General features: G+C 42.4%; 22 protein-coding genes. 16 read left to right on the forward strand and 6 right to left on the reverse strand.

All coding sequences use genetic code 11. The annotated features are described in order from the left end of the window. Window positions 1–31: 31 nt before the first annotated feature. A complete protein-coding gene (purD, locus tag ACFPU1_RS14040; RefSeq protein ID WP_385942289.1) occupies window positions 32–1,291 on the forward strand; it encodes a phosphoribosylamine--glycine ligase in 1,260 nt (419 codons plus the stop codon). On the opposite strand, the gene ACFPU1_RS14045 is transcribed toward purD, so the two are convergent. After that, window positions 1,269–1,382, reverse strand: coding sequence for an EYxxD motif small membrane protein (locus ACFPU1_RS14045; RefSeq protein WP_332835271.1), 114 nt, complete (start codon window positions 1,380–1,382; stop codon window positions 1,269–1,271). The genes purD and ACFPU1_RS14045 overlap by 23 nt on opposite strands. Window positions 1,383–1,471: 89 nt before the next feature. Continuing rightward, the gene (locus ACFPU1_RS14050; protein ID WP_385942293.1) at window positions 1,472–1,732 is read right to left on the reverse strand and encodes a YgaP family membrane protein; all 261 of its coding nucleotides are present in this window, start codon (window positions 1,730–1,732) and stop codon (window positions 1,472–1,474) included. A gap of 145 nt (window positions 1,733–1,877) precedes the next feature. Between ACFPU1_RS14050 and ACFPU1_RS14055 the strand changes: the two genes are divergently transcribed. The 12 genes from ACFPU1_RS14055 to ACFPU1_RS14110 all read left to right on the forward strand — a co-directional run bounded on the left by ACFPU1_RS14055 (window position 1,878) and on the right by ACFPU1_RS14110 (window position 14,920). Next, entirely contained in the window at window positions 1,878–3,620 is a 1,743-nt protein-coding gene (locus ACFPU1_RS14055) for an adenine deaminase C-terminal domain-containing protein (protein WP_385942296.1), read from the forward strand. 42 nt (window positions 3,621–3,662) lie between these two features. Further along, a complete protein-coding gene (locus ACFPU1_RS14060; protein WP_385942299.1) occupies window positions 3,663–4,706 on the forward strand; it encodes a DUF3048 domain-containing protein in 1,044 nt (347 codons plus the stop codon). 45 nt (window positions 4,707–4,751) lie between these two features. Then, a complete protein-coding gene (locus ACFPU1_RS14065) occupies window positions 4,752–5,060 on the forward strand; it encodes a YerC/YecD family TrpR-related protein (protein WP_054635947.1) in 309 nt (102 codons plus the stop codon). A 145-nt stretch (window positions 5,061–5,205) separates the two neighbouring features. Then, window positions 5,206–5,559: a Na-translocating system protein MpsC family protein gene (locus ACFPU1_RS14070; protein ID WP_385942302.1), complete on the forward strand. Its 354-nt coding sequence runs from the start codon at window positions 5,206–5,208 to the stop codon at window positions 5,557–5,559. 298 nt (window positions 5,560–5,857) lie between these two features. Continuing rightward, window positions 5,858–7,387 (forward strand): SulP family inorganic anion transporter, encoded by a 1,530-nt coding sequence (locus ACFPU1_RS14075; RefSeq protein WP_385942305.1) that lies wholly within the window; start codon window positions 5,858–5,860, stop codon window positions 7,385–7,387. Between the two features lie 34 nt (window positions 7,388–7,421). Then, window positions 7,422–8,765, forward strand: coding sequence for a 5'-deoxyadenosine deaminase (locus ACFPU1_RS14080; protein ID WP_385942308.1), 1,344 nt, complete (start codon window positions 7,422–7,424; stop codon window positions 8,763–8,765). A gap of 53 nt (window positions 8,766–8,818) precedes the next feature. Continuing rightward, window positions 8,819–9,865, forward strand: coding sequence for an XdhC family protein (locus tag ACFPU1_RS14085; protein ID WP_385942311.1), 1,047 nt, complete (start codon window positions 8,819–8,821; stop codon window positions 9,863–9,865). Then, window positions 9,865–10,497, forward strand: a complete 633-nt coding sequence (locus ACFPU1_RS14090) for a nucleotidyltransferase family protein (protein ID WP_385942314.1) — start codon at window positions 9,865–9,867, stop codon at window positions 10,495–10,497. Before ACFPU1_RS14085 ends, ACFPU1_RS14090 begins: the two co-directional genes overlap by 1 nt. Continuing rightward, on the forward strand, window positions 10,470–11,411 hold the full coding sequence (locus ACFPU1_RS14095) for an FAD binding domain-containing protein (RefSeq protein WP_385942317.1): 942 nt from the start codon (window positions 10,470–10,472) through the stop codon (window positions 11,409–11,411). The genes ACFPU1_RS14090 and ACFPU1_RS14095 overlap by 28 nt, the downstream gene beginning before the upstream one ends. A gap of 1 nt (window position 11,412) precedes the next feature. Beyond that, window positions 11,413–13,701, forward strand: a complete 2,289-nt coding sequence (gene pucD, locus ACFPU1_RS14100; protein ID WP_385942320.1) for a xanthine dehydrogenase subunit D — start codon at window positions 11,413–11,415, stop codon at window positions 13,699–13,701. Continuing rightward, window positions 13,686–14,207 carry a (2Fe-2S)-binding protein gene (locus ACFPU1_RS14105; RefSeq protein ID WP_385942323.1) on the forward strand — a complete coding sequence of 174 codons (522 nt, stop codon included), beginning with the start codon at window positions 13,686–13,688 and terminating at the stop codon, window positions 14,205–14,207. Before pucD ends, ACFPU1_RS14105 begins: the two co-directional genes overlap by 16 nt. A gap of 218 nt (window positions 14,208–14,425) precedes the next feature. Next, the gene (locus ACFPU1_RS14110; RefSeq protein ID WP_385942326.1) at window positions 14,426–14,920 is read left to right on the forward strand and encodes a GNAT family N-acetyltransferase; all 495 of its coding nucleotides are present in this window, start codon (window positions 14,426–14,428) and stop codon (window positions 14,918–14,920) included. A 284-nt stretch (window positions 14,921–15,204) separates the two neighbouring features. Here the strand turns inward: ACFPU1_RS14110 and ACFPU1_RS14115 are convergent, their stop codons facing one another. The 4 genes from ACFPU1_RS14115 to ACFPU1_RS14130 all read right to left on the reverse strand — a co-directional run bounded on the left by ACFPU1_RS14115 (window position 15,205) and on the right by ACFPU1_RS14130 (window position 20,498). Beyond that, a complete protein-coding gene (locus ACFPU1_RS14115; protein ID WP_385942329.1) occupies window positions 15,205–16,518 on the reverse strand; it encodes an NCS2 family permease in 1,314 nt (437 codons plus the stop codon). 145 nt (window positions 16,519–16,663) lie between these two features. Continuing rightward, window positions 16,664–17,017: a hydroxyisourate hydrolase gene (gene uraH, locus ACFPU1_RS14120; protein ID WP_385942332.1), complete on the reverse strand. Its 354-nt coding sequence runs from the start codon at window positions 17,015–17,017 to the stop codon at window positions 16,664–16,666. Window positions 17,018–17,032: 15 nt separating this feature from the next. Further along, entirely contained in the window at window positions 17,033–18,514 is a 1,482-nt protein-coding gene (gene pucL / locus ACFPU1_RS14125) for a factor-independent urate hydroxylase (protein ID WP_385942335.1), read from the reverse strand. A gap of 355 nt (window positions 18,515–18,869) precedes the next feature. Then, the gene (locus ACFPU1_RS14130) at window positions 18,870–20,498 is read right to left on the reverse strand and encodes a PucR family transcriptional regulator (protein ID WP_385942338.1); all 1,629 of its coding nucleotides are present in this window, start codon (window positions 20,496–20,498) and stop codon (window positions 18,870–18,872) included. Window positions 20,499–20,677: 179 nt separating this feature from the next. Here ACFPU1_RS14130 and allC point away from each other — a divergent pair, with 179 nt between their 5' ends. From allC to ACFPU1_RS14145, 3 genes are read left to right on the forward strand one after another with little or no spacing between them, the layout of a single operon-like run. After that, entirely contained in the window at window positions 20,678–21,949 is a 1,272-nt protein-coding gene (gene allC / locus ACFPU1_RS14135) for an allantoate deiminase (protein WP_385942341.1), read from the forward strand. Next, complete coding sequence (locus tag ACFPU1_RS14140) at window positions 21,946–23,199, forward strand: pyridoxal-phosphate-dependent aminotransferase family protein (protein ID WP_385942344.1); 1,254 nt, start codon at window positions 21,946–21,948, stop codon at window positions 23,197–23,199. Before allC ends, ACFPU1_RS14140 begins: the two co-directional genes overlap by 4 nt. A 36-nt stretch (window positions 23,200–23,235) precedes the next feature. Further along, the gene (locus tag ACFPU1_RS14145) at window positions 23,236–24,633 is read left to right on the forward strand and encodes an allantoinase (RefSeq protein WP_385942347.1); all 1,398 of its coding nucleotides are present in this window, start codon (window positions 23,236–23,238) and stop codon (window positions 24,631–24,633) included. The last annotated feature ends 4 nt before the right edge of the window (window positions 24,634–24,637 follow it).

The following is a 24,637-nucleotide window of genomic DNA, read 5'->3' on the forward strand; positions in this document are numbered from 1 at the left end:
TAGTAAGGGGATAACGAGGAGGGTGAGTGCAATGAACGTTTTAGTGGTTGGCAGCGGCGGACGTGAACACGCTCTTGCATGGAAATTTTCGCAAAGTAAAAAAGTAACCAAAGTCTACGTGGCGCCTGGAAATGATGGGATGAGCAATGTAGCCGATATCGTGCCTATTAAGGAAAGTGAGCAGGATCAGATTGTGGAGTTTGCTAAACAGAACGAGATAGGATTGACCTTTGTTGGTCCTGAGGTTCCACTTCTTGATGGGCTGGTTAATCGTCTTCAGCAGGAGAATGTTCTTGTTTTTGGCCCGACTCAAGAAGCCGCTCTTATTGAAGGAAGCAAGTCATTTGCTAAGGAATTAATGGAAAAGTACCAGATCCCGACAGGATATTATGAGGTTTTCTCAGAGTATGAGGCTGCAGCTGCTTACGTGAAGAAGCAGGGAGCACCTATTGTCATTAAAGCCGATGGACTGGCAGCAGGAAAAGGCGTGACTGTGGCAATGACAGAAGAAGAAGCTGTCGCAAGTCTTAAGGATATCCTTCTAGATGATAAATTTGGAGAAGCCGGCGCCCAGGTGGTCATTGAGGAATACCTTGATGGTGAGGAGCTTTCGTTAATGGCATTTGTTCACGGCCATACGGTAGTTCCAATGGTTGGTTCTCAGGATCACAAGCGTGCTTATGATGGAGACAAGGGACCTAATACTGGCGGAATGGGCGCTTATAGTCCGGTACCCCAGTTTAACGAAACTGAGGTTCAGCGTGCAGTTGAGGAAGTTCTTCAGCCAATGGCGGATGCTCTTGTCGAAGAAAACCGGTTTTTTACAGGAATTCTATATGCAGGCTTAATGATGACAACCAGCGGGCCTAAGGTAATTGAGTTTAATGCACGGTTTGGGGACCCTGAGACACAAGTAGTCTTACCGAGAATGGAGTCTGATTTATGTGAAATCATCTTTTCCATCCTTGATGGGTATAAGCCGGACATCAAGTGGACGGAAGATGCTGTAGTGGGGGTAGTGGCGGCAGCGAAAGGCTACCCTGGTTCGTACGAAAAGGGACACGAGATCACTGGTCTCCAGGAAGGTGAGTACACTTTTTATGCAGGGGTTAAAAAAGAAAAGGACCGCCTGGTTACCTCAGGCGGCCGTGTGCTATTGCATGCAGAAAAAGCACCAACATTAAAAGAAGCCCAACAAAGAACGTATAAAAAACTTAGCACACTTGAAGAACAACACCTTTTTTATCGAAAAGATATTGGAGAGAAAGCTATTTCACGTATTTCTTTTTAACAAATACAGCTCCAACGGCCATGAGAGAACCAATGAGCATTGAGTAAACAAATAATGTATGGGTGACATACTCCCAGTAAGCATTAAACATATTATCACTCCTTGCTATCAGGATTCCTCATGAAGCCGGCAAACATTCTTAACAAAAAAAGGGGTCCCGGCAACGGGTCCCTTTTTTAATTAAAGTTGATTCATGGAAGGACCGGTTTCAGACTGTCCTTCGCTTTGGCTGTCAGCTTCTTGTACAGTATCCTGAACCATTTTTGTAATTGGGCAAAAACGCGTAATCCCTTCTCCTACCTTCATAGCTCCCATCATGGCAGCTAACAAATACATTGAACTGGACGAACGCTTTGTTAATTTAGCTGTTGCCCAAGCCAGTACTGTTAATCCGCAGGTAATTCTGCATAATGCATTCAAAATTCCTATGTTGGATTTCATGACAAAGACCTTCCTTTCTATATGGGAACATGATAAGATGAGGGCACACTTTCGTAAGGTAATGGACGAAAATGTGATATAATGCTACCATACATTCCCATAATACTAATTTGATATTTTACACAATTGAAAGCAGGTGGTGGACATGGCAGCACAGCTTTTTCGATGGACGAAACCAATGCTGCGTGAGCAGCTTTCTGTTATAAGAGAAGAGAAACCTCCCACAAAGGTTTTGAAAAATGCTACGTATTTAAGCAGTCCTCGTAAGGATTGGTTAAAGGGGAACATTTGGATTTATGAAGACCGGATTGTTTATGTGGGGAAAGATTTTCCCGCTAATACAAAGAACACCGAAATTGTAGACTGTACTGATAAATACATAGTACCAGGCTATATAGAACCCCACGCACACCCGTTTCAATTATATAATCCCCATACCCTTGCTGAGTATGCATCTAAACGGGGAACGACGACCCTCATTAACGACAACATGTTTTTCTTTTTGAATATTGAAAAAAAGAAAGCGCTTACTTTGATAGAGGAGCTTGACCAGCTGCCAACGAGCATGTTCTGGTGGTGCAGATACGATGCACAGACTGAAATGGAGGAAGAAGATTCCTTATTTTCACCTTCTAACATGAAGGCATGGCTGGATCATCCTCTTGTCCTGCAGGGAGGGGAACTCACAGGGTGGCCGAAAGTGATGCACGGTGATGATACGATTTTACATTGGATGCAATACACAAAGGAGATCAATAAGCCTATTGAAGGGCATCTTCCGGGAGCTTCTGAGAGGACATTAACACAGTTGTCTGTTCTTGGAGTAAATAGCGACCATGAAGCAATGACGGGAGAAGAGGCTTTACGCAGGCTGGATCTAGGGCTGATTACTTCATTGCGTTACTCATCGATCCGCCCTGATTTGCCAAAGATCTTAGAGGATCTTAAGGAGAGTGAAGTAAAAGATTACAGCCGTTTTATATTCACCACTGATGGTTCTACCCCGGCGTTTTACAAAAACGGGGTTATTGATAATATGATTGCTATCGCAATTGAAAAGGGTGTCCCTGTAATTGATGCGTATGAAATGGCTTCTTACAATGTAGCCAGGCACTACTCCATAGACGACCAAATTGGGATGGTCGCACCTGGAAGAATAGCTCATTTGAATATTTTGGATGATATGGAAAATCCCCTGCCGAGCTCAGTTTTAGCAAAAGGTAAGTGGGTCCTTTACGAGGGAGAGTGCAGATATCCAGATAAACATTTCTCCTGGGAGGAGCATGGAGTGTATCCATTTTTAGTGGACTGGACACTAACAGAGGAAGACTTGACTTTCTCCATGCCTATGGGACTTGAACTGGTTAACTCAGTGATTTTGAAGCCTTATCAGGTTACTGTGGACGCCACGCAAGATGTCCTTTCTTCAGAACATGATGAAAGTTATTTTATTATGATTGATCGTCATGGAAAGTGGAGAATTAACACGGTTATCAAAGGGTTTGCAACAAATGTTCAGGGGTTTGCTACCACTTATTCCAATACTGGAGACGTAGTTCTTATAGGGAAAAGCAAAAAAGATATGCTCCGTGCCTTTAAAGAGCTTAAAACTCATAATGGCGGCATGTTCCTGGTGGAAAATGATGAGGTAGTTATGAGTATGCCTTTGACCCTGTTTGGTGCTATGTCACTGGAATGTATGGAAAATGTCATGGAGCAGCATGAGCAGTTGGAACAAGCATTAAAGGAACGAGGATACCCTCATGACGATCCTATTTACAGTGTTCTCTTCTTTTCTTCCACGCATTTGCCATATATCCGGGTCACTCAAAAAGGAATCTATGATGTTCATAAGAAAAGTGTACTCTTTCCTTCGATTATGCGTTAAACTATAAAAGTAAGTTTGAAACTCGGAAAAGGTTGGAACGAGATGACAAAGTGGATCATAATTTTTATTAGTGTCACGTTCCTTGGAGCGGCGGTCGTATTGTGGGCTGGATTAACAGGAAGTAATAGTGAAAACCCTTATGATCCTTTTTCCAGCAGCAAAGAAGCTCGTTCCCAAGAAAAGGGTGACGACAGTGTTATTTACCCTTTAACCGGGGAACAAGCAGATTCTCACATTGTTAACCGTCCTCTTGCAGTTATCATTAATAACCATCCGGAAGCGCGGCCTCAGTCCGGACTGCAGCATGCGGATGTTGTATACGAAGTATTAAGTGAAGGTGCGGTCACTAGGTTTGTTGCTATTTATCAGAGTCAGCAGCCAGTTAGAATAGGTCCGGTACGCAGTGCTCGAGGATACCATATTGACCTGGCTAACGGTTTTGATGCATTCTTTGTTACACATGGCTGGAGCCCGGAGGCAGAAAGGATGCTCGAAAACAACGCAGCTCCCTATCTAAGCGGACTTCATCATGACGGAACGCTGTTTCAAAGATCATCGGATCGGTCTGCGCCGCATAATTCTTATATTTCTTATATCGATGCACTATCCGGGCTTACGAGTAAGGGTTATGAAGCAGAGTACGAGGTTAGGCCCCTTCCATTTGCTGAGGAAGAAACATTGGAGCAGACTGCCGAGGCTTCCAAAGCTGAAATCAATTACTTGGACCAATATGATGTTACCTATACTTTTGATCAGCAATCAGGGTCATATTTACGGGCCACGGATAATAAGAAAGATATCGACTTAGAGACACAGGAGCCTATTACTATATCTAACATTCTTATTTTGGAAGCCCCTCATAAAGAAGTGGACGAACAAGGAAGAAGAAGTATTGAGCTGTCAACTGGAGGAAATGGAATCCTTCTTCAAAAGGGACAAGCTTATGATGTGGAGTGGAAAAACATAGACGGGCGTCTTTTGCCTGTGAAAAATGGCAAGACCGTTCCGCTTGTACCGGGAAATACCTGGATTAACATTGTCCCTTCATCTCCAGGAGTAGATCACGCAGTAGAACTAAGCCCATAAGACAGAAAGATTACATGAGAATCAGGATGAAAGAGGTGTCCTTCATTGCAAATTGATAAGTTAAGGGGAAAAGAGCTCGACCAACTGTTTAACGCCATTTTATCCCTTCGTGATCTCGAAGAATGTTACCAGTTTTTTGACGATCTTTGCACTGTAAATGAAATTCAATCTCTTGCCCAGCGTTTGGAAGTAGCACGTATGCTTCAGCAAGGATATACCTACCACAAAATTGAAACAGAAACCGGAGCGAGTACAGCAACGATTTCTCGTGTGAAGCGCTGCTTAAATTATGGAAACGACAGCTATCAAATGACATTGGACCGGGTTAAAGAACAGGAAGAAAAAGTAGAGTAAGGAATTGGCATGCCTAGGACAGGGCATGTCTTTTTTTTGGACTTGGTAGACAAGAGAAATTATAGAAGAAAACCTTACAAAGATATTACTGTAATAAAGGCCAAAGCCTATAATGTAGACAGTATGAGCAGGGAGATGATTTACATTGCCACATTCAACTGCACAAGAGAAATCCATGAAGAAAACCATTGCTCAAATTTATAATAAGGTTAACCAGGAGATGTATGGCCTGGGAGTTAGAAAGCAAAAAATTGAGGTCTTAGAGGATAAAATTATTATTTTTGGCTTGCACAAAAGAGTGCAGGCTTTGCATGCGATTGGACAGAAGCATCCCGAGCTTACATTATCAGTTGATTACACTCTTATTCAAGAATTTAAAGAACGCTTAAAAAAGGAATTGGGGAGCCAGTTGAATCTAAAAGTAAAAACCATCCTTAAAGATTTTGACCCTAAGAGTGAGGAAGCAGTGGCTGTCATTTACTTAACAGAAAAGCAATAAAAAGAGTGTAAGCATTTCTTACGTAAATTCACACAGGCAATAAACTATTTTTTACAATAAAGGCAAGATAAGTCGATAGCACGATTAGGTATAGGAGAACGAGCTGTTGTAACGGTTGTTTTCTTATCCACAGATTGATCGGGAGCTTCCTCTCTGCTTGCCGGAGAGGTGAAGAAACCGGGGAAATGATGTTAGCGTATTTGGCTATGCATTTCTCCGGTTTTTTTGTTCCAAAAACCAAAAATCTGCTTAGGAGAATGAGTATGCAAATGATTGAAGTGAAGGAGGTATATAACAAATGGATGGAAAGATAGTCCATTATCCCTTATTTAAAAAACAAGACATTGATGCTTTCTTTGCTTTATTTCAAAATAACCTGGCTAACTTTGTTATCATCGCAGTCACACTTTTAGGGATGGGGTTTCCAGCAAGCATTGTTTTTGGTCAAGTGATTCCTGGAGCAGCTGTTGCCGTGTTAGCAGGAAATTTATATTATGCACATTCGGCAAAGAGGCTGGCACAAAAAGAGGGCAGAATTGATGTTACAGCTCTTTCTTATGGAATTAGCACACCCGTGATGTTTGTTTTTTTATTTGGCGTTACTCTGCCAGCATACACTCTAACCAATGATCCGGAATTGGCTTGGAGGATAGCAGTTGCGGCAGCTTTTCTTAGCGGACTGATTGAGTGTGTTGTGAGCTTCGCTGGAAAATGGGTTAGAAAAAACATACCAAGACCGGCGATGCTTGGAGCTCTGGCAGGGGTAGCTCTTACCTTTGTGGCTGGCGAAATGCTTTTTGCCACCCTTGAAATGCCTATGATAGGAATACTTGTACTTGGAATTATTCTTCTAGGGTTCATTGGAAAAGTATCAATGCCATTTAATATTCCTTCTTCATTGTTCGCTATTGTCATTGGGACATTGTTAGCTTTTCTTCTTGGCCAGCACAGTGCAGGAAATATTACCGAAGGCCTTAGCAACGTGGGGTTTTACCCCCTTCTTCCTACCTTAGCTGCGTTTGATGGTATGGTTTACCTTTTTACTGGATTGATTGGATTATTAGCAGTTCTTGTCCCGATTACGATTTATAACGCAATAGAGACCATGAATAATGTAGAGGCCATGGCAGTAGAGGGCGATGAATATGATGTGCGTGAATGCCAGGCGGTTGATGGAGCAGGAACAATGATAGGTGCCTTGTTTGGAGGGATCTTTCCAACAACCGTTTATATAGCATCTGTGGGCTCAAAATGGATGGGAGCTGGGCGTGGATACAGCATCTTAAATGGGATCGTTTATGCCGCAGCAGCCATGTTTGGTCTAATTGCTGCGATGGCTGAGATCATTCCCGTGGCTGTTATCGCTCCAATCCTTGTATTCGTAGGCATCTCCATGGTATCCACAGCGTTTCAGAATAACCATACAAAATATTACCCAGCTGTGGCTATTGCCATGCTCCCTTATTTTGCAAATTATATAATGACAAACTTTCAAGGTGATGCAGGCGATATTGTACAAGAGCTCTCCACTGGAATTATTCCCTTAGGAGAAGGAGCAATGTTCACCGGAATCGTTTTAGGGGCAGTCACAGCTTTTATAACCGACAAGCATTTTGGAAAAGCAGCAATTTTTTCGTTAATAGGTGCTTTGTTATCCTTTTTAGGATTTATGCATGCATCTGAACTGCAGGTGGCTGCTGCACCTGATTTTATGGCAGGTTACCTGCTCCTGGCAGGGCTTTTTAGTTACTACTACCTTCGGCAGGAAAAAGCAGTTCAGCGAGAAACATTAGATACCCTGCCATCAGAGAAAACCAAGATAAGTTAACAGCCGCTTAAAGAGCGAAAAAGGAGGAACTTGCATGGAAAGCACTTTAATAAAGAATGCAGAAATTATTACGATGAATGAATCCATGGACATTATTTATGGTGATTTGTTCATAGAAGGAAAGCAAATAAAAAAGATTGGAGAGGACTTAACAGAAGTAACAAGGCCGGAGACGAAAGTTATAGATGCACAAGGAAAAACCATTCTTCCCGGTTTTGTTCAGACCCACATTCACTTATGCCAAACCTTGTTTCGCGGTCAAGCTGATGATATGGAACTGATGGATTGGCTGCAAAACAAGCTGTGGCCTCTAGAAGCAGCACATGACAGTGAATCACTTTATTATTCTGCCATGCTGGGACTAGGAGAATTAATTCAGGGGGGCACAACAACAGTCGTGGATATGGAAACTGTAAACCACACTGAAGCCGCATTTCAAGCTATGGCGAAGTCGGGAATCAGGGCCTTATCCGGAAAAGTGATGATGGACTTAGGAGATAATTTGCCGCCTCAGCTTTTAGAGAGCACGAAGCATTCAGTTGAACATAGTGTTCAACTGCTTGAAAAATGGCATGGACATGATGGGAGACGTCTACAATATGCTTTTTGTCCGCGCTTTGTCGTCTCCTGTACAGAGAATTTGCTCACTGAGGTAAGAGACTTATCACACTTTTATAATGTTCTTGTTCATACTCACGCCTCGGAAAACAAGGACGAAATCAGAATCGTGGAAGAACAGCGCGGGATGAGAAATGTAGAGTACCTTGACCATATTGGATTAGCAAATGAACGCTTGGTTCTGGCTCATTGCATATGGCTGAACGAAAGAGAAAAGCAGATTATCAAGGAGAGAAACGTAAAGGTCACTCACTGCCCTGGTTCTAACTTGAAACTGGCGTCTGGCATAGCGGATGTATACGGCATGACAGAAGAAGGAATTCAGGTCAGCCTTGGAGGAGACGGAGCTCCTTGTAATAACACACTCAACATGTTTCAAGAGATGAAGCTTGCCGCTCTTCTCCCCAAACCTTACCACGGGCCGACAGCGATGCCGGCAGAGAAAGTATTGAAAATGGCCACAATTGGCGGGGCGAAAGCAGTGGGTTTGGAAGATGAAATTGGAAGCTTAGAAGAAGGAAAGAAAGCAGATCTCTTTATGGTTAACCTAAAGAAGTTTCATTCTTATCCTTCAGAGACGGTTGATCCTATCTCCAGAATTGTATATTCAGCTAGTGCCCAAGATGTGGAAATGACAATGATTAACGGTGACATCGTCATGGAGGAGCGAAAGCTTACACACATTGATGAAGAAGAAGTGTTAACAAAATCAAATGAGTCAATAAAACGATTGCTTGCGAAAATGCCCAGTCTTGCCTAGAAGAGCATAGGGAGCAAAAGAAGAGGTCAGGACACGTAAAGGAGGAGCAAAGGATGGATACAATTTACGAGGTTTTGGAAGAAATTGATTCCTCTTCTCAAAGAGCAATGCTTGCAACCATTATTCATGTTGAAGGATCGGCATATCGAAAAGAAGGAACATCGATGCTTGTCAAGGGAGACGGAGCTCAAATTGGTGTTTTGAGTGCGGGGTGCCTTGAGGAGGACATCCTTGCTCGCAAAGACAGTGTTCTGGCTCGAGGGTCCACAAAAATTGTTTATGACATGAGAAACAGTGATGAAATTTCTTGGGGGGAAGGCTCAGGCTGTAATGGAAAGATTGAAATTCTTCTAGAACCCCTCGATGATATTTTTTTAAAACAGCTGAAAATGTTAGGGTCCCAGTTGGCGAAGGGAAAAGAAGTGCTCATGGGAAAAAAGATAGATGTTGAGGAACAACGGGCAGAATGCTTCTTTTTAACTGACGATGACGTTGTATTTGGAGATTGGGTTATTGACCGCCATATTGACTCTCTTAAGGAATTGAGGGACAAAGCATCAAAAGAAGGACTTAAAAGTGGTAAGCAACTGAGCCTGGATCCGCTGACTGAGGTTTATTTTCAATATTTTCAGCCTAAACCACGGTTATTTATTTTTGGTGCAGGGCCTGATGCGGTCCCGCTGGCATCCTTTGCTGACCAATCGGGCTTTACTGTTACTGTAGCTGATTGGAGGCCGGCTTTATGTACAAAAGAAAGGTTTCCAGAGGCAGTCAATCTTATGACTGGGTTTCCTGAAGATCTTTTGCAACAGATCACCTTTACTCCCAAAGATAGTGTGATTCTTATGACTCATAATTTTCATAAAGATAAAGAAATTTTATCTCACGTGAAAGATAAGCCGCTGCGTTATTTAGGGGTGCTTGGATCCCAATCAAGAACTTCCCGTTTGCTTGAGAAAAAGGATGTTCCCTCTTTTATTCACAGCCCTATAGGGCTTGATATAGGCGCAGAGGGGCCGGAGCAAATCGCTCTTAGTGTTGCGGCTGAGCTAGTAAAAGTTGTTAAGAAAACGCCAGGGCATGAGAAGGTTTCTACCTAATGAAACCCAAGGTCATAGGTATTTTGCTTGCGGGCGGCAAAAGCCGCCGAATGGGTGAAAATAAGCTGGCTCTTTTCTTAGGTCAGTTATCGATAGGCAGTCTCTCCTTAAAAACAGCGTTAGATTCTAGTCTTGATCATATTTTGGTTGTTACAGATGAAAAGGACCAGTTGGAGTGGGTAGACCCCCTGCTTTTTTCCCCTTTTTACCGAAGCCGGTGGACTCAGGTAAAAGCAAAACAGACTGACTTGGGGCAGGCGTATTCCTTACGAGCAGGACTTAACAAGGCGGAAACAGAGGAAGTGTATGGTGCAGTCGTATTACTTGGAGACCAGCCCTTTCTATCTTTATCGCTTTTAGAGGAAGTGATCATTCAAAGCAGAGAGGCGGTGGGAAGCGCTAATCAATATGCAGCTGCAAGCTTTAAGGATAGAATTCAGCCTCCGATCTTTTTATCTAGAGATCTTTTTCCAAAGCTGATGAAGCTTCAAGGAGATCAAGGTGCACGGGCTGTCTTGCGTCATGATCCCTTAATTAAAGGAGTGGTGATAGAAAATGACAAATGGGAAAATTTTTATGATATTGATACAAAGGAAGAGTACCAATGGATAAAAGAAGTGAAGAACCATTAACAGAACATCAAACAGACCCTTTTTACACAATCGTCTGGACCCCTGCAAAGGTGGCAGAAGCATGGAAAAAAAAGATCCAATATAAGGAAGATGCATTATTTATAGCGGGAGGAACCTTTATTCAGCTTCAAAGAGAGAAGGGGACCCCACTGCCAAAGCATATGATCAGTTTAGAACAAATAAAGGAAATGAAAGGAATTACAAAGGAAGAAAGTGAAGAAGGCACATTTTTGAAAATAGGAGCTTTGACCACTTTAGCTGGTTGTCTTCGTGATGATGACCTTAAGGAGCATTATCCTTTCTTCATCGAAGCCGTAAAGAATGTTGCTGCTCCAGCTGTGCGCAGCCGCGGGACCATTGGGGGGAATATCTCATATGGAAAAGGAGACATTATACCTGCATTACTCGTATTACAGGCTAAAGTGACATATTTTATTGAGGCTGAATATATTACCGAACCAATTGAGGAGTACATGGATGCTATATATGGTAAGGATCAAGACCCAACTTCTCGTCTATTACTAAGTGTTAGTCTTCCTTTTGAGGAGGTCCAGAACAAACCCTTTAGATTTTACAAAAAAGTAGGACGCCGAGAGGCATTTACTGCTTCGATGCTCACCGTAGCTTGTTCTGGAGAGCTTGATTTAAAGGACGGCATGGGGACCCTAAAGAATATTCGACTTGCCTGTGGCGGAGGGGACCACCATCCTGAAAGGCTGGTTGGCTGTGAAAAATTGCTCGAAGATACTGTCTATCACCCGTTACTCATGAAAGACCTCTATGATGGCGTGATGGAAGAATTCAGCCCAATGTCAGACCCTTTTTCATCGGCATCTTATAAAAAGAAAGTAGCGGCAAATATTATGGTTTCAGAGTTTCACAGACTGATTGAGCAAAAAAGAAAGGAGGAATAGGATGGAGACGGCAAACGAACCACATATCAGTCGAAACAAAGTGCGGCCTGACGGGGTTTCAAAAATAACGGGAGACCTGAAATACTTGAGTGACCTCACATTTCCAAATATGCTTTATGGAAAGATACTAAGGAGTGAGCACCCTCACGCAGCAATACTTTCTATTTCCACTGAAAAAGCTGAGAGAGTGCCTGGTGTAAAAGCGGTAGCTACGTATAAAGATGTTCCTGGACTAAATGGCTACGGAATTGTCCAGCCGGACCAGCCTGTATTTTGTCAGGACCGGGTAAGGTACGTGGGAGACGCTGTGGCGGCTGTGGCCGCGGAGACAGAAGAAGCAGCAGCCTACGCCATGGATCTGATAGAGATAGAATATGAAGAGTTGGACGTTATTGATGATCCCAAAAAAGCCTTAAATAGAGATGCCCCTAAGCTTCATCCAGATGGAAATCTCCTTCATCGCGCTGGGTATTCAAAGGGGACGGTAATGGACGGCTTTGGACAATGCACTGAAGTAGTAGAAGAGACGTACCAGCTCCCCCGGCAGCTGCATGGTTACATGGATACGGAGGGGGGAGTTATTGTTCCTGAAGCAGATGGAGGAATTACAGTATATATTGGGACTCAGCACGGCTTTAAAGATCGTTTTCAATTATCAAGAATTCTTGCGCTTCCCGAAGAAAAGATCAGGGTCGTATCAAGTCCAATGGGCGGATCTTTTGGCGGGAAAGACGAGTTGAATATCCAGCCTTACGCTGCAATATTAGCACTCCTTACAAAGCAGCCTGTAAAAATTCACCAAACAAGAAAGGAATCGTTTATCTCCAGTATTAAGAGGCATCCGATGAGAATTACAATGAAGACGGGGGCCAATGATGAAGGAAAAATTCTTGCACACAAAGTGGACATTGTTGCCGATACAGGAGCTTATTCTACCCTGGGTCCTGCGATATTAGATTTTGCTGTCGAGCATGCAGTGGGACCTTACATTATTCCAAACGTTGAAGTAAATGGCATTTCGGTGTTTACAAACAATGGAGTGGCAGGTGAATTTAGAGGCTTTGGGGGCAATCAGGTAACGTTTGCACTAGAAGGTCAAGTTGAGCGGTTAGCTGAGAAACTGAACATTAACCCGGTAGTGTTTCGAAAAGCTAATATCAGAAGGGAGGAGGACTTAGGACCTTTAGGTCAAAGAATTGCTCTTACAGAGGGAGCAGCTTATGTATTAGAAGAGATTAAGAAGGTGTCAGACAGAAGAGTCTCAAAGCCAAAGGAAATCCAGGAACCCTGGAAGAAAAAAGGAACAGGTATTGCTATTACAATGCATGGCGGAGGCCTGGGGTACGGCCGTCTTGACCCTGCAGGAGGAAGGCTTTCCTTACGGGAAGATGGAAAAATCGAAATTTCTTTTGGTTTTGAAGAAGTGGGACAGGGGATTTTGTCTGTTATTGATACGATTATTACAGAGGAACTAGGCTGTTCATCAGATGATATAGACATTGTTATTGGAGACACCAATACGGTTCCAGCCTCGGGCTCAACCACAGCTTCAAGAGGAACCAGCATGGTCTGGCATGCTGTTCAGAGGTTGAAAGGTACTTTTATAAAAGAAGTACTAAAGCGGGCGGAACAGGTGACAACTATTCCTAAGCATCAACTGAGCCTGGGAAAAGGCGGAGTTTATATAACGAAGGATGATTCAAAAAAACTGCTGATGACCTATGAAGATATTATGCAACAGTGTAACGGTAAACCTGTCGTGGTAAACACAAGTTTTGATTTTCCGACTACACCAGATGAAATAGATTCAGGTCATTTTTTATATACCTTTAGCGGTGTATTTGCTGAAGTGGAAGTGAATCTATTATCTGGAAAGGTAAAAGTAACCCATCTTGACCAGGCTGTCTCAGCAGGACCTGTGGTAAGTCATTTGGGATACACGGGGCAAATAGAAGGCGGAGGCGTGATGGCGCTTGGCTACACATTGTTTGAAGAGGCTTTAATGGTTGACAGCAAATATGTAACCGACAATCTTGATTCTTATATGATGCCAAGTATTAGTGATGTTCCTTTTGACATGGATGTAAAGGCGGTAGAAATGCTGACTGAGGGATATATATATGGGCCCAGGGGAGTAGGGGAAATCGGAACAGTGGCAGTATCACCGGCTGTTACAGCTGCGATTAAAAATGCCGTTGGATGCTGGGTATCTAAGCTGCCAGTATCATCAGAGGAATTGCTCCAAGCTGTTTCCAATGAGAAGGGGGTCCTGTCATGGATAAAAAATTAGCAATGCAAGAGCCGCCAGCAGAACAACAGATGGTAAACATCTTTCTAACTATTAATAACAAGCCTGTATATCTTACAGTTCCGCCTGCCTATAGACTCATTGATATGTTAAGGAAGGAATTAAACTTTACAGGCACCAAAATTTCTTGCAGCATCGGCCGCTGCGGAGCGTGTTCGGTGTTTCTGAACGGGGAGCTTGTAAATGCTTGTCTCGTACTTGCTTATCAAGTCGATGGAGGTACTATTACAACTATAGAAGGCGTGGGAGAAGAAGGAGAGCTGGACCCCGTTCAAGAAGCCTTTTTAAATGAAGGAGGCTTTCAATGCGGGTATTGCACCCCGGGTATGATCATGGCGGTGAAAGCATTACTCAAAGAAATTGAAATACCTTCAGAAGCAGACATTAAAGAAGCCTTATCAGGAAACATCTGCCGCTGTACAGGGTATGCCGGAATTATACGTGCTGTTTACAGGGCTGTTGAAAACACCCAGAAGAAAGGAGAGTGATCTGCATATCGCTCTCCTTTCTTTTTTCTTTTCTTGCCTGGAACCCCGTAGGGAGGATGTTTTGGCATTGATAGTTGTAATATAAAAAGAGATTTATTTACTATTTACTAGATTATGGTAGCATTTGATGTGGATGATCTTTTCAACGAACGACTGAAAATACATTAAATTATACGATTAGTTATACTTACTGAGAAACTTTTATTTGGCGGTGTTTTATGGAGAAATTCCCTAATGTTCAAGAATATTCTTTTGATAAACAAGCTCAAGTATTAGACTTGATTCTTCAAATTCAACAAAAAGAATACAATGTACCAATAACAAAACATGACCAGCCTGATTTGTTTATTATAGAAGAATATTATCAGTCGGGAAAAGGGAACTTTTGGGTAGCTCTTTACAATGAGGTTGTAGTTGGGACCATTAGTCTTTTAGATATAGGAAATAATGAAGCTGCTTTAAGAAAAATGTTTGTAAATAAAGATTACCGTGGAGAAAAGTATAAAACGGCAAGCTTGTTATTAGATACAGCAATAAAATGGGCTGTAGAACATAAAATCAAAGCAATCTATCTTGGAACTACACCCCAATTTTTGGCTGCTCACAGGTTTTATGAAAAAAATGGATTTATAAGCATTCTTCTAGGTGATTTACCAAAGGGTTTTCCAGTGTTACAAGTAGATAAAAAATTTTATAAGTATGAGCTTGAATAAATTAGAAGACAACATACTCTACAAATAATGGGTACATTAGCTTAGCTGAAACGAGTATAGCTGCTCGCATTTTGGGGTGGTTTTTTTCCCCTCTCGCAAGTATCGTAACGTCAAAACCAGACAAGGGTCAGGCTGCATTTTTTTATAACAATGTCTTATTACATTTTGTTGTTGGTTAGTGATTAATAATCAAAATACTTATAAAAATCAATATTTGCCTTTACAGAGCCTGCCGAAAAAAAGGGTCTCATCAAAAGTTAGACTTTTGTGAGACTCTTTTCTTTTTATTCACCTAGGAAAGCAAAGTAAGCAATAAAGACAAAGAATAAAATATACATGATTGGATGAACCTCTTTTGATCTTCCTTTTAGTACCATAGTTATAGGATAAAAGATAAAGCCAAGAGCGATCCCATTTGCAATGCTGTAAGTTAATGGCATGGCCACTACAGTCAAGAAAGCAGGGACAGCAATCTCAAGTTTTTTCCAGTCGATCAACCCAAGAGAAGCAGCCATAAGCACTCCAACAACAATTAGCGCTGCAGACGTCACCTGGTCGGTGACAACAGCTAGCAGGGGAGAAAAAAACATAGACACTAAGAATAAAAGTGCTGTAATAATAGAAGCAAATCCAGTTCTTCCTCCAGCAGCTACCCCGCTCGAAGATTCGATATAAGCGGTAGTAGTGGAAGTTCCTAATAACGCTCCAATAGAGGTGGCAGAGGAATCGGAAAGCAGAGCCTTCCCTGCACGCGGCAGCTTGTTATTCTTCACAAATCCCGCCTGATTTGCGACTGCATAAAGGGTGCCGGCAGTGTCGAAGAAGTCAACAAAGAGAAAGGTCAACACCACAATAAGCAGCTGCACCATTAAGGCGGTCGTCCACTCTACTTGAAATAAGCTTGTAACGGCTACCCCAAAGGTAGGGGCAAGACTTGGAACAGCGCCGACAATTTGTGAAGGCATGTCAATCAACCCGACAATAATACCAGCGACAGACGTAAGAACCATTCCATAAAAGATCCCGCCCTTAAATCCTCGAACCATTAAAATAACAGTAACCACCAGACCGAAGGCCGCGAGAAGAGTGGTTGCCTGGCTCATATCTCCTAGTGTTACGGCTGTGGCTTCATCAGGAACAACAATTCCGGCATTTTTCAGTCCAATAAATGCGATAAAGAGTCCTATACCGGAGGCCGCTGCATATTTCAGTTCTGCAGGAATCGCATTGATAATGGCTTCCCTTATCCCAAACAGGGTAATAATAATAAAAACAATCCCCGATACCAAAACTCCAAACAATGCAAGCTGCCATTCAATTCCCATTCCGAGCACGACTGTATAAGCAAAAAACGCGTTTAATCCCATTCCAGGTGCAAGAGCTATCGGATAGTTAGCAACAAGCCCCATAATGAGAGTTCCTACGGCGGCGGCTAAGGCTGTAGCGGTAAAAACCGCCCCTTCATCCATTCCAGCGTCCGCCAATATCAAGGGGTTAACAAACAAAATGTAAGCCATCGCTAAAAAGGTTGTAAGTCCGGCTAAGGATTCCTGGCGCAAATTTGTCTGGTGCTTATCAAATTGAAAATATCGCTTCATAAGTAACCTCCTGTATTTGTGGTTGGGTAATTTTGAAAAAATAAGAAAGGACTAAATGCTCTTCATTTTAGGAAGCGATTTTTTCAATGGGAAATACAGAAAACACCCAATTGGCTTTGAGTGTTTTCTAAAGGTGCGAATGTGTTCAGCTTCCTCTGTACACTTGGTATCCCCACGGAGAGACAAGTAAGGGTACATGATAGTGAGAGGAAGAGTCAGAGATTCCAAAACGAACAGAAACTTTATCTAAAAAACGAGGGTCTTTGTCCTGTATTTCTTTTTTTCGGAAGTAATCACCGATATGAAAAAGAAGCTCGTATTCTCCTTTCTTCATGTCTTTTTCTGATAAAAGAGGTTCGGAAAGCCTCCCATCCTCATTAGTTACTGCCACGGCAAGCGGGTTTATTTGATTGTTTATTACCCGGCTAAGGTGAATTTCTACGTTGTGAGCTGGTGTGCCATGAGTTAAATCCAGGATATGAGTGGTAAGTGAGCTCATGACTTTTCGTCCTCCTTATTTATAAGTATCACTAGTAACAGCTTTTTTAGCTGAAGTATTCAGGTCATCCTTTGTGACACTAAATCTCTGGAATCCGTATGGGAGTCGGGGTTCTGTATACACTTTTCCTTCTGAGCCTGGAATGTCTTCAACAACTACATCCCATGTGCGGTTTTGAGACTGAAAGGTAACTTCCTTGAGCTGTGGAAATCTTTCAAGGACGCGGCAGCCAATAAGGTAAATCAGATATTGTATTGATGGGGATTCAATTTCGTCAAACACAGTGCTTGCGATATCTTTTACCTGCTCGGCTGCAACGTAATTCAATGGGTTGGTTCCTAATGAGTCTTGTTGGTTCTCGTATGTCCAGCCAATGTTTAAGTAGATGAAGAGAGGACGGTTGCCGTCTTCAGGAAGAGTGGTGTATTCGTCTCTGATGAAGCCGACAAAGGAGTTGCCCTTCACCTTTACTAGCTGAAGGTCAGTAATTTCACTGGAGTGGCCGGTCACTTCCATCTTTTCATTTATTCTTTCTAATGAAACTGTAGAACGGGCTTGTTCATTACGAGACCTTTTAAAGACAAGATCACTAGAGGAGGATTCCCCGTTTTTGATGCCCACAGCTGATTCAAAAGGAACTTCTACCCCAGTCATTTTAATAGTGTCTACATGGGTATATTTTTCAAGAAAACGCCGGGCAGTGTAATCCAGGAAACCTTCAAGAGTGGATCCTTCATAATCAGCTAAATGTCTTTGAATGAAGTTTTTCATAGAGTCTGTGGCAACAACCAGACTGTTATCTCCTTCTGCAAAGGAAGGGAGAAAAGCCTTTCCTCCTATTTCTATTGAGGCGTTTACTCCAAATACAGTGTTGCTTTTTCCTTCAAAAGTTGATTCAGGAATTTGCTGTAGACCAGTGAGGGGCGGCATAAAAGTTCGGTAAGCAAATACGTCCCCTTTTCCATAAGTCATCAATCTGGATTCTGAAGTCATATGATCATCTCCTTTGTAAGTTTCCTTTAAACGAAAAAGTGCTATTTTGTATACTTCACCTAAAGCTTTCTCGAATTCTTCATTTTGACTGTTAGTAACCCTCTCTTGCAGAGAATCATAAATATCTCTTTTTGTCTTTCCTTTTACAGCAAAGATAAAAGGGAAATTGAATTTTTTTTCATAGTCCTCGTTTAATTTGTAAAATTCTTCAGATTCTTCAGTAGATAAATCGTGCAGGCCGGCTCCTTGTTGTTCCTGAGTTGAGGTGATACTCATCTTTTTTTTGGCCCCAAGCTTTGGATGAGCTCGTATCAAATCAAGCTTATCCTCTTTGCCTGCTTCTTTCACCACTTCAATCATTCCTTGATGAAGGTCGGTAATTGAAGTATAGGGTCTGCCTTCAGCCGCCTTGCGGGCAATCCAGGGGGAATGCTCAAAGACCTCACCAAGCTCTTGTGTAAATTCTTCAACGGTAAGTTTGTTCAACTGTTCAAGGGTCATCATAAACGGATTTCTCCTCTCTTGTATTTTGTAATTTACGCTCTCATTTTTTGTTCTTGAACAGGCAGCTCTACTTTACCTGAACGGATGCTGAAGAAGATTAAGTAAAATGGCCGCTATGCTTCCAGTGATCACGCCATCACTGACTAAGATATGAAGGCTTGGAGGAAGTGCAGCAAATAACTCGGGCACATACCTCCTTGTACCTGCCTGTAAATGTCGTGTTAACTTTAGTAACATAATATAGGAGGGAGAGGGGGATGTCATTATGCAAGTTAACTGAATTTACTTAAAAGATTATATACATACTACAAATCCCTCAGGGTAAAGCACATACAATGTTACTTTGCTTTACGTATTATTCATTCAATTTCAAGGAAGTTTGTATTCTTAAAGCCAGTCTTAATCTCAGGGAGGTATCGGGATCTTTTAAACTTTTTCCTAAAAGCTCCTCGCACTTTTCCAATCTGTAAATAACTGTATTTCGGTGGATGTACAAACGTTTGGCAGTTTCAGAGATTTGGCAGTGTGTCTCCAGATACACAGATAAAGTGTGTAAAAGTCCCTGATCCTTATATTCTGGTTCAGAAAGCTTTTGAAGAGTGTATTCATGAAACTTTCTCAAATCGTCTGTTGGGATCATTCTAAGGAGCTCTGTTATATCTTTCGTTTGGTAGGTTTGGATGAAATTTGCCTTTCCGGACATTTGGCCGGTTTGCAGGGCATCAGCTGCTTCATCATAGGCCTCTTTCACTTCAATGAACTGATGGGATATATTGCTCACTCCAAATGAAAGAGTACGCTGGAACTGTTTTTGGACACCCTGTTGGATGGTTTGAAGGGTAGATAAAGCCGATGCACTGGTCTCCTGAGAATAATCATTCACTTCAAGGAGGATGACGCAGGTGTTTCCTTTAATAAAAAAATGGGGTTGAAAAGAAAAAGCAGCAAGTTCTCCTTCCAAGTATTCATAGGCTGTATCTGTTTCCATTTGATACTGGGTGAAACTAATTGCTTTTTCATCACGATCCAACTTTCCTACAATACAAATATATTTCTTTGCATTTTGAAGGTGAAATTCTTTTGAACGGTTGATGATCTCCTCTTTGGAAGAAAACACCCCTTCCACAAAGTTGCTGAAAAACTCATTCCTCGCCCTTTGTTCGTATTGCTTTAATGCATTTTCCTTCATTAGCTCAAAGGAAATAACATTGGCCGCCTGCTCAATCGTTAAAGCCATTCCTTGATTGTTGAGAAGCTCCTCGCCGAGAACAAGAAGGTATCCGCATTTCCTTGCATGGGTATAAACTGGGAACACTGATACCATCTCAGAGTGGTGCTCCTCTGAAATCATAGAAAAGCAGGAAAATGAATTAGCGGGAAGTAAAAAATCAAAGTTCTGTATATACATAGTTTTAATAGTTTCTATAAGAGTAGAAGGCTCATGAGACGAACTGATAAGCTTTGAATGCTGATCTAATAGAATAATAGGCTGTTTAATAATAGAGGACACTCTTCCAAGCAGGCTTTTTAAATCCTTTCCGCCCACAATGTGTGCAGTAAATTGGTGTTGGGCTTCAATAGCATCGTTCAGTTCTGTTGTGCGGTTATTCAAAATAGTACTCAGGATTTGATTGACAATGCTTCCTAAGCTGACATCAATGGGGAGATCAATGATAGGAAAAGAGAGCTCATCAGCTAAGGAAAGCACTTCTTCAGGGATCTCATGGAGAAATCTTTGTGTTTTAATCCCCAGCCCCGCACACTCGCAGCTTGCCATATGCCTGATTAAGCCCAGTAATCGAGAAGGTTCATCTTTAAAGTGGTAGGCGGTGGTAACCAGTAAATCGCCGTTTTTTAAATAATCACTAATGTCGGGAGCGTCCATCATATTAATGTGGCAAACCTCCCGGTGATTTCCGCTTTCGCCTGCTAGCATTTGTGCTTCTTTAAACAAAGGCAGGTCCATAACACCCTTTATATCCATCTTTATCCCTTCTTTCGTGTGAGTAAAGGTAACGTATGTAAAATTTCTTTTGGTTATTTTGTATAAATAAAATCGAAAAAACTGCTATTTTTACCGATGAATAATTTTTATATTAGCAGTAAAATGAAATACATACAAAGGCATTGTTAAGAAAGTTAACATAAAAAAGGAGAGATTTTATGAAGGTGTACTCAAGAACCTCGTTTCCTCTTCCGGTCGAGCAGTTGAACGCAATGGTCGAGTGGCTCTCTGGTTTTACTGAAAACAAAGGCAGTGGAGTCACCAGATTGTTATATTCCGAAGAGTGGTTAGAAGCACAGGAAGCATTAAAAAGAAAAATGGAAGAAGGTGGCCTTGACACTTATTATGATGATACAGGAAATCTATTCGGCAGGCTTGAAGGAACGATAGATGCTGATTCTACCGTATTAACAGGGTCTCATATAGATTCGGTTGTCAATGGCGGAAAGTACGACGGCGCATACGGCATCATTGCCAGTTTCCTTGCTGTGGAACACCTTTACAGAAAATACGGCCGCCCTTCAAAAACAATCGAGGTAGTGTCTCTTTGTGAAGAAGAGGGCAGCCGTTTTCCTCTTACTTTCTGGGGGTCTGGAAACATTACGGGAGTTTATAAGGACAAGGACATAACACATATAGCTGACAAATCAGGTGTTTCTTTAAAGGAAGCCATGAACAAGGCAGGGTTTGGGAGAGGAATTCATCGCTTGCCTTACCGAGAAAATATAGAAGCTTTCATTGAGCTTCATATCGAGCAAGGCAGTGTTCTCGAAAAAAGCTGTAATTCTCTTGGAGTAGTGACTCATATTGTCGGTCAACGCCGCTATACTGTTTCCATAAAAGGGAAAAGCAATCATGCGGGGACCACTCCGATGCAGGATCGTCATGATGCGATGACCACTGCAGCGGAACTGATTACGTATATTACGGCCAAAGTCCAGAAAGCTGATCCTCATTTGGTGGCCACGGTCGGTAAACTTGACGCTACTCCCAATGTTCCAAATGTCATTGCGGAAGAAGTGTCGTTCACCCTGGATATTCGCCATTATGATGAGGGAATGTTAGAAAAAGTCTGTGCGGAAATATTCCAACATTTTGAGGTCGTTTCTCAGGAAAAGAAGGTCAACATTTCTTTTTCCCAATGGACAGACGTGAAGCCAGTGGAAATGGATGCTTTCTTACAAGAAAAGGCCATCGGAGTTTCAACAAGGCAGCAGCTGTCATTTCAAAAGATGCTTAGTGGAGCAGGGCACGATGCTCAGCTGTTTGGTACTCATTGCCCCACATCTTTAATTTTTGTTCCAAGCGTAAATGGAGTCAGCCACTCTCCTGAAGAATACACAAAGGCAGAGGATTTAACACAAGGAGTCCAGATGCTGACTGAGTTATTATACGAGATGGCATATGATAAGGGAGGCGAAGAAAAATGACATATTCTGAACTGCAAACACCACAGCGTACAATTATGACCCCCGGTCCTGTTGAAGTGGATCCGCGGGTGTTACGAGCGATGAGTACTCCTATTCTAGGTCAGTTTGATCCTGCATTTACCTCTATTATGAACAAGACAATGGACATGCTGCGAGAGGTGTTTCAAACTACAAACAAGTGGGCTTTTCCTGTTGATGGGACTTCCCGCTCTGGGATCGAGGCAGTGCTTGCGAGTGTGATTAAACCGGGAGACAAAGTATTTATCCCGGTATTTGGAAGGTTCGGTCACCTTCTTATGGAAATTTGTGAACGATACGGGGGAGAAATTTCGACCATAGAGTGTGAATGGGGAAACGTCTTTGATCCCCAGGTTGTTATTCAGGTAATGAAAAATGTTCAGCCGGATATTGTGGCAATGGTACATGGTGAAACATCCACTGGATGCATGCAGCCTTTGAAAGAAATCGGGAGAGCCTGTCGAGAACAAGATATACTGTTTGTTGTAGATGCGGTGGCAACCATTGGCGGCACTGAGGTAAAGGTAGATGAATGGTGCATTGATGCAGCTGTTGGCGGGACCCAGAAATGTTTGTCTGTGCCATCGGGCATGGCCCCGGTAACATATAATGAAAGAATTGAAAAAGTAGTACTGTCTAGAAAGAAAGTTGAAAAGGGAATTGCAACTCCCTTAGATGAACAAAACCAGTCTGATGGGCCTAAGATTACAAGTAATTACTTTGATTTAAGTCAGCTTCAGGACTATTGGAGTCCGCGTAGACTGAACCATCATACAGAAGCAACTTCTATGCTTTATGCTCTTCATGAAGGGCTTCGTCTGGTTTTAGAAGAAGGTCTGGAAAATCGGTTTAATCGTCATCTTACTCATGAACAAGCGTTAGGAGCAGGTGTGAAGGCCATGGGGCTCTCATTGTTTGTGGAAGAAGAATGGAAGCTTCCAATGGTAACATGTATAAAAATCCCGGAAGGAATTAATGGAGATTCTGTACGAACCATGCTATTGGAGCAATTTGGCGTGGAAATAGCCACTTCTTTTGGTCCTCTTCATGGTAAGATTTGGCGTATTGGAACAATGGGATACAGCTGCCGGAAAGAAAATGTTCTCCTTGTGCTTGCTGCGCTTGAAGCTGTTTTGCTTTATCACGGGGCAGAAGTGAAACCTGGAAAAGCACTTCAGGCAGCCCTGGCCTATTATACGAAAGAAAGCAATGAAGTCTCCCTTTCCATGTAAGAAAGAAAATTCTATCGCGAAAGGAGAGAAAAAAAGATGTATGATTATCATCTTGTCATTAAAAACGGAAAAGTGGTTACTCCAAATGGCGTTAAAGACTACGAGATTGGAATTAAGGATGGCCTGATATCTGCTCTGGAACCAGAAGTGAAAGGAAGTACAGAGCAGATTTGGAATGCGCAAGGACAATACATTTTCCCCGGTGCCATTGATGTTCATGTTCACTTTAACGAACCGGGAAGAGAGGTTTGGGAAGGTTTTTCCACTGGCTCTGCCATGCTTGCGGCAGGCGGCGTCACCACATTTTTTGACATGCCTTTAAATGGCATCCCTTCTACGGTGACAAAGGAAGCGTTTGAGGAAAAAAAGAGTATAGCTGGTTCGAAGTCCCTTGTAGATTTTGGGTTGTGGGGCGGGCTGGTTCCTGGAAATGAAGAAGAATTGTCAGCTCTTTCAGAGAGCGGAGTAGTCGGGTTCAAAGCGTTTATGTCTCCAAGCGGTAATGAAGAATTTGAACGAGCAGATGATGATACTCTCTTAAAAGGTATGAGAAGAATTGCACAGCTTGGGAAGGTTTTGGCACTTCATGCTGAAAGCACACCAATTGTAGAATTACTGCAGAAAGAAAAGGAATCCCAAGGGCTGAGTGACGCAGATGCGTATGCTTCTTCTCGTCCGATTGAAGCTGAAGTTGAAGCAGTGCAGCGGGCCATTTCATTTGCCAGGATAACCGGCTGTCCCCTGCATTTTGTCCATATCAGCAGTGCAGCGGCTGCCGTGGAGATCCAGAAAGCAAAGCAGGAGGGATTAGATATTACATTGGAAACCTGTCCACACTACCTGCTATTTACACATGAGGACCTCGCTCAAAAAGGAGCAATAGCTAAATGCGCTCCGCCTCTTAGAAAGAAACATGAGCAGGAGAGACTGGTTGAGGCGCTGGTGGAAGGACAAATAGATATGGTTTCTTCTGACCATTCACCTTGTACCCCTGATTTAAAAGACCAGGATAATATGTTTACAGCGTGGGGCGGCATTAATGGAGGGCAGTTTACTTTGCTTTCAATGATTGAGCTTGCTCTTATATATGATCTGCCTTTTCACGAGGTAGCCCAGTGGACAGCTTCGGCACCTGCAAGGAGGTTTGGTCTAGATAAAATAAAAGGGGAACTGAAGGTTGGCTTGCAGGCAGATCTGGCAGTTGTTCATACCAGTGATGCATTTACAGCAGTCAAGGACAATATGTATGACAAGCACAAATTCAGTGTGTACGAAGGACGGACCTTTCCTTGCAGTGTTGCGGCAGTGTTTTCAAGCGGAGAAATAGTGTATGAAAAAAACAAGGGTCTGATTTCGACCAGGCCTGGTGGTAAGTGGCTCAAGCCAGTTGAAAATGATCTATCCTCGGCAGCATGTATTAAAAAGAGAGGGTGAGTGT

It is taken from the genome of Thalassorhabdus alkalitolerans, assembly GCF_042656525.1.
GTDB classification, from domain to species: Bacteria; Bacillota; Bacilli; order Bacillales; family Marinococcaceae; genus Thalassorhabdus; species Thalassorhabdus alkalitolerans.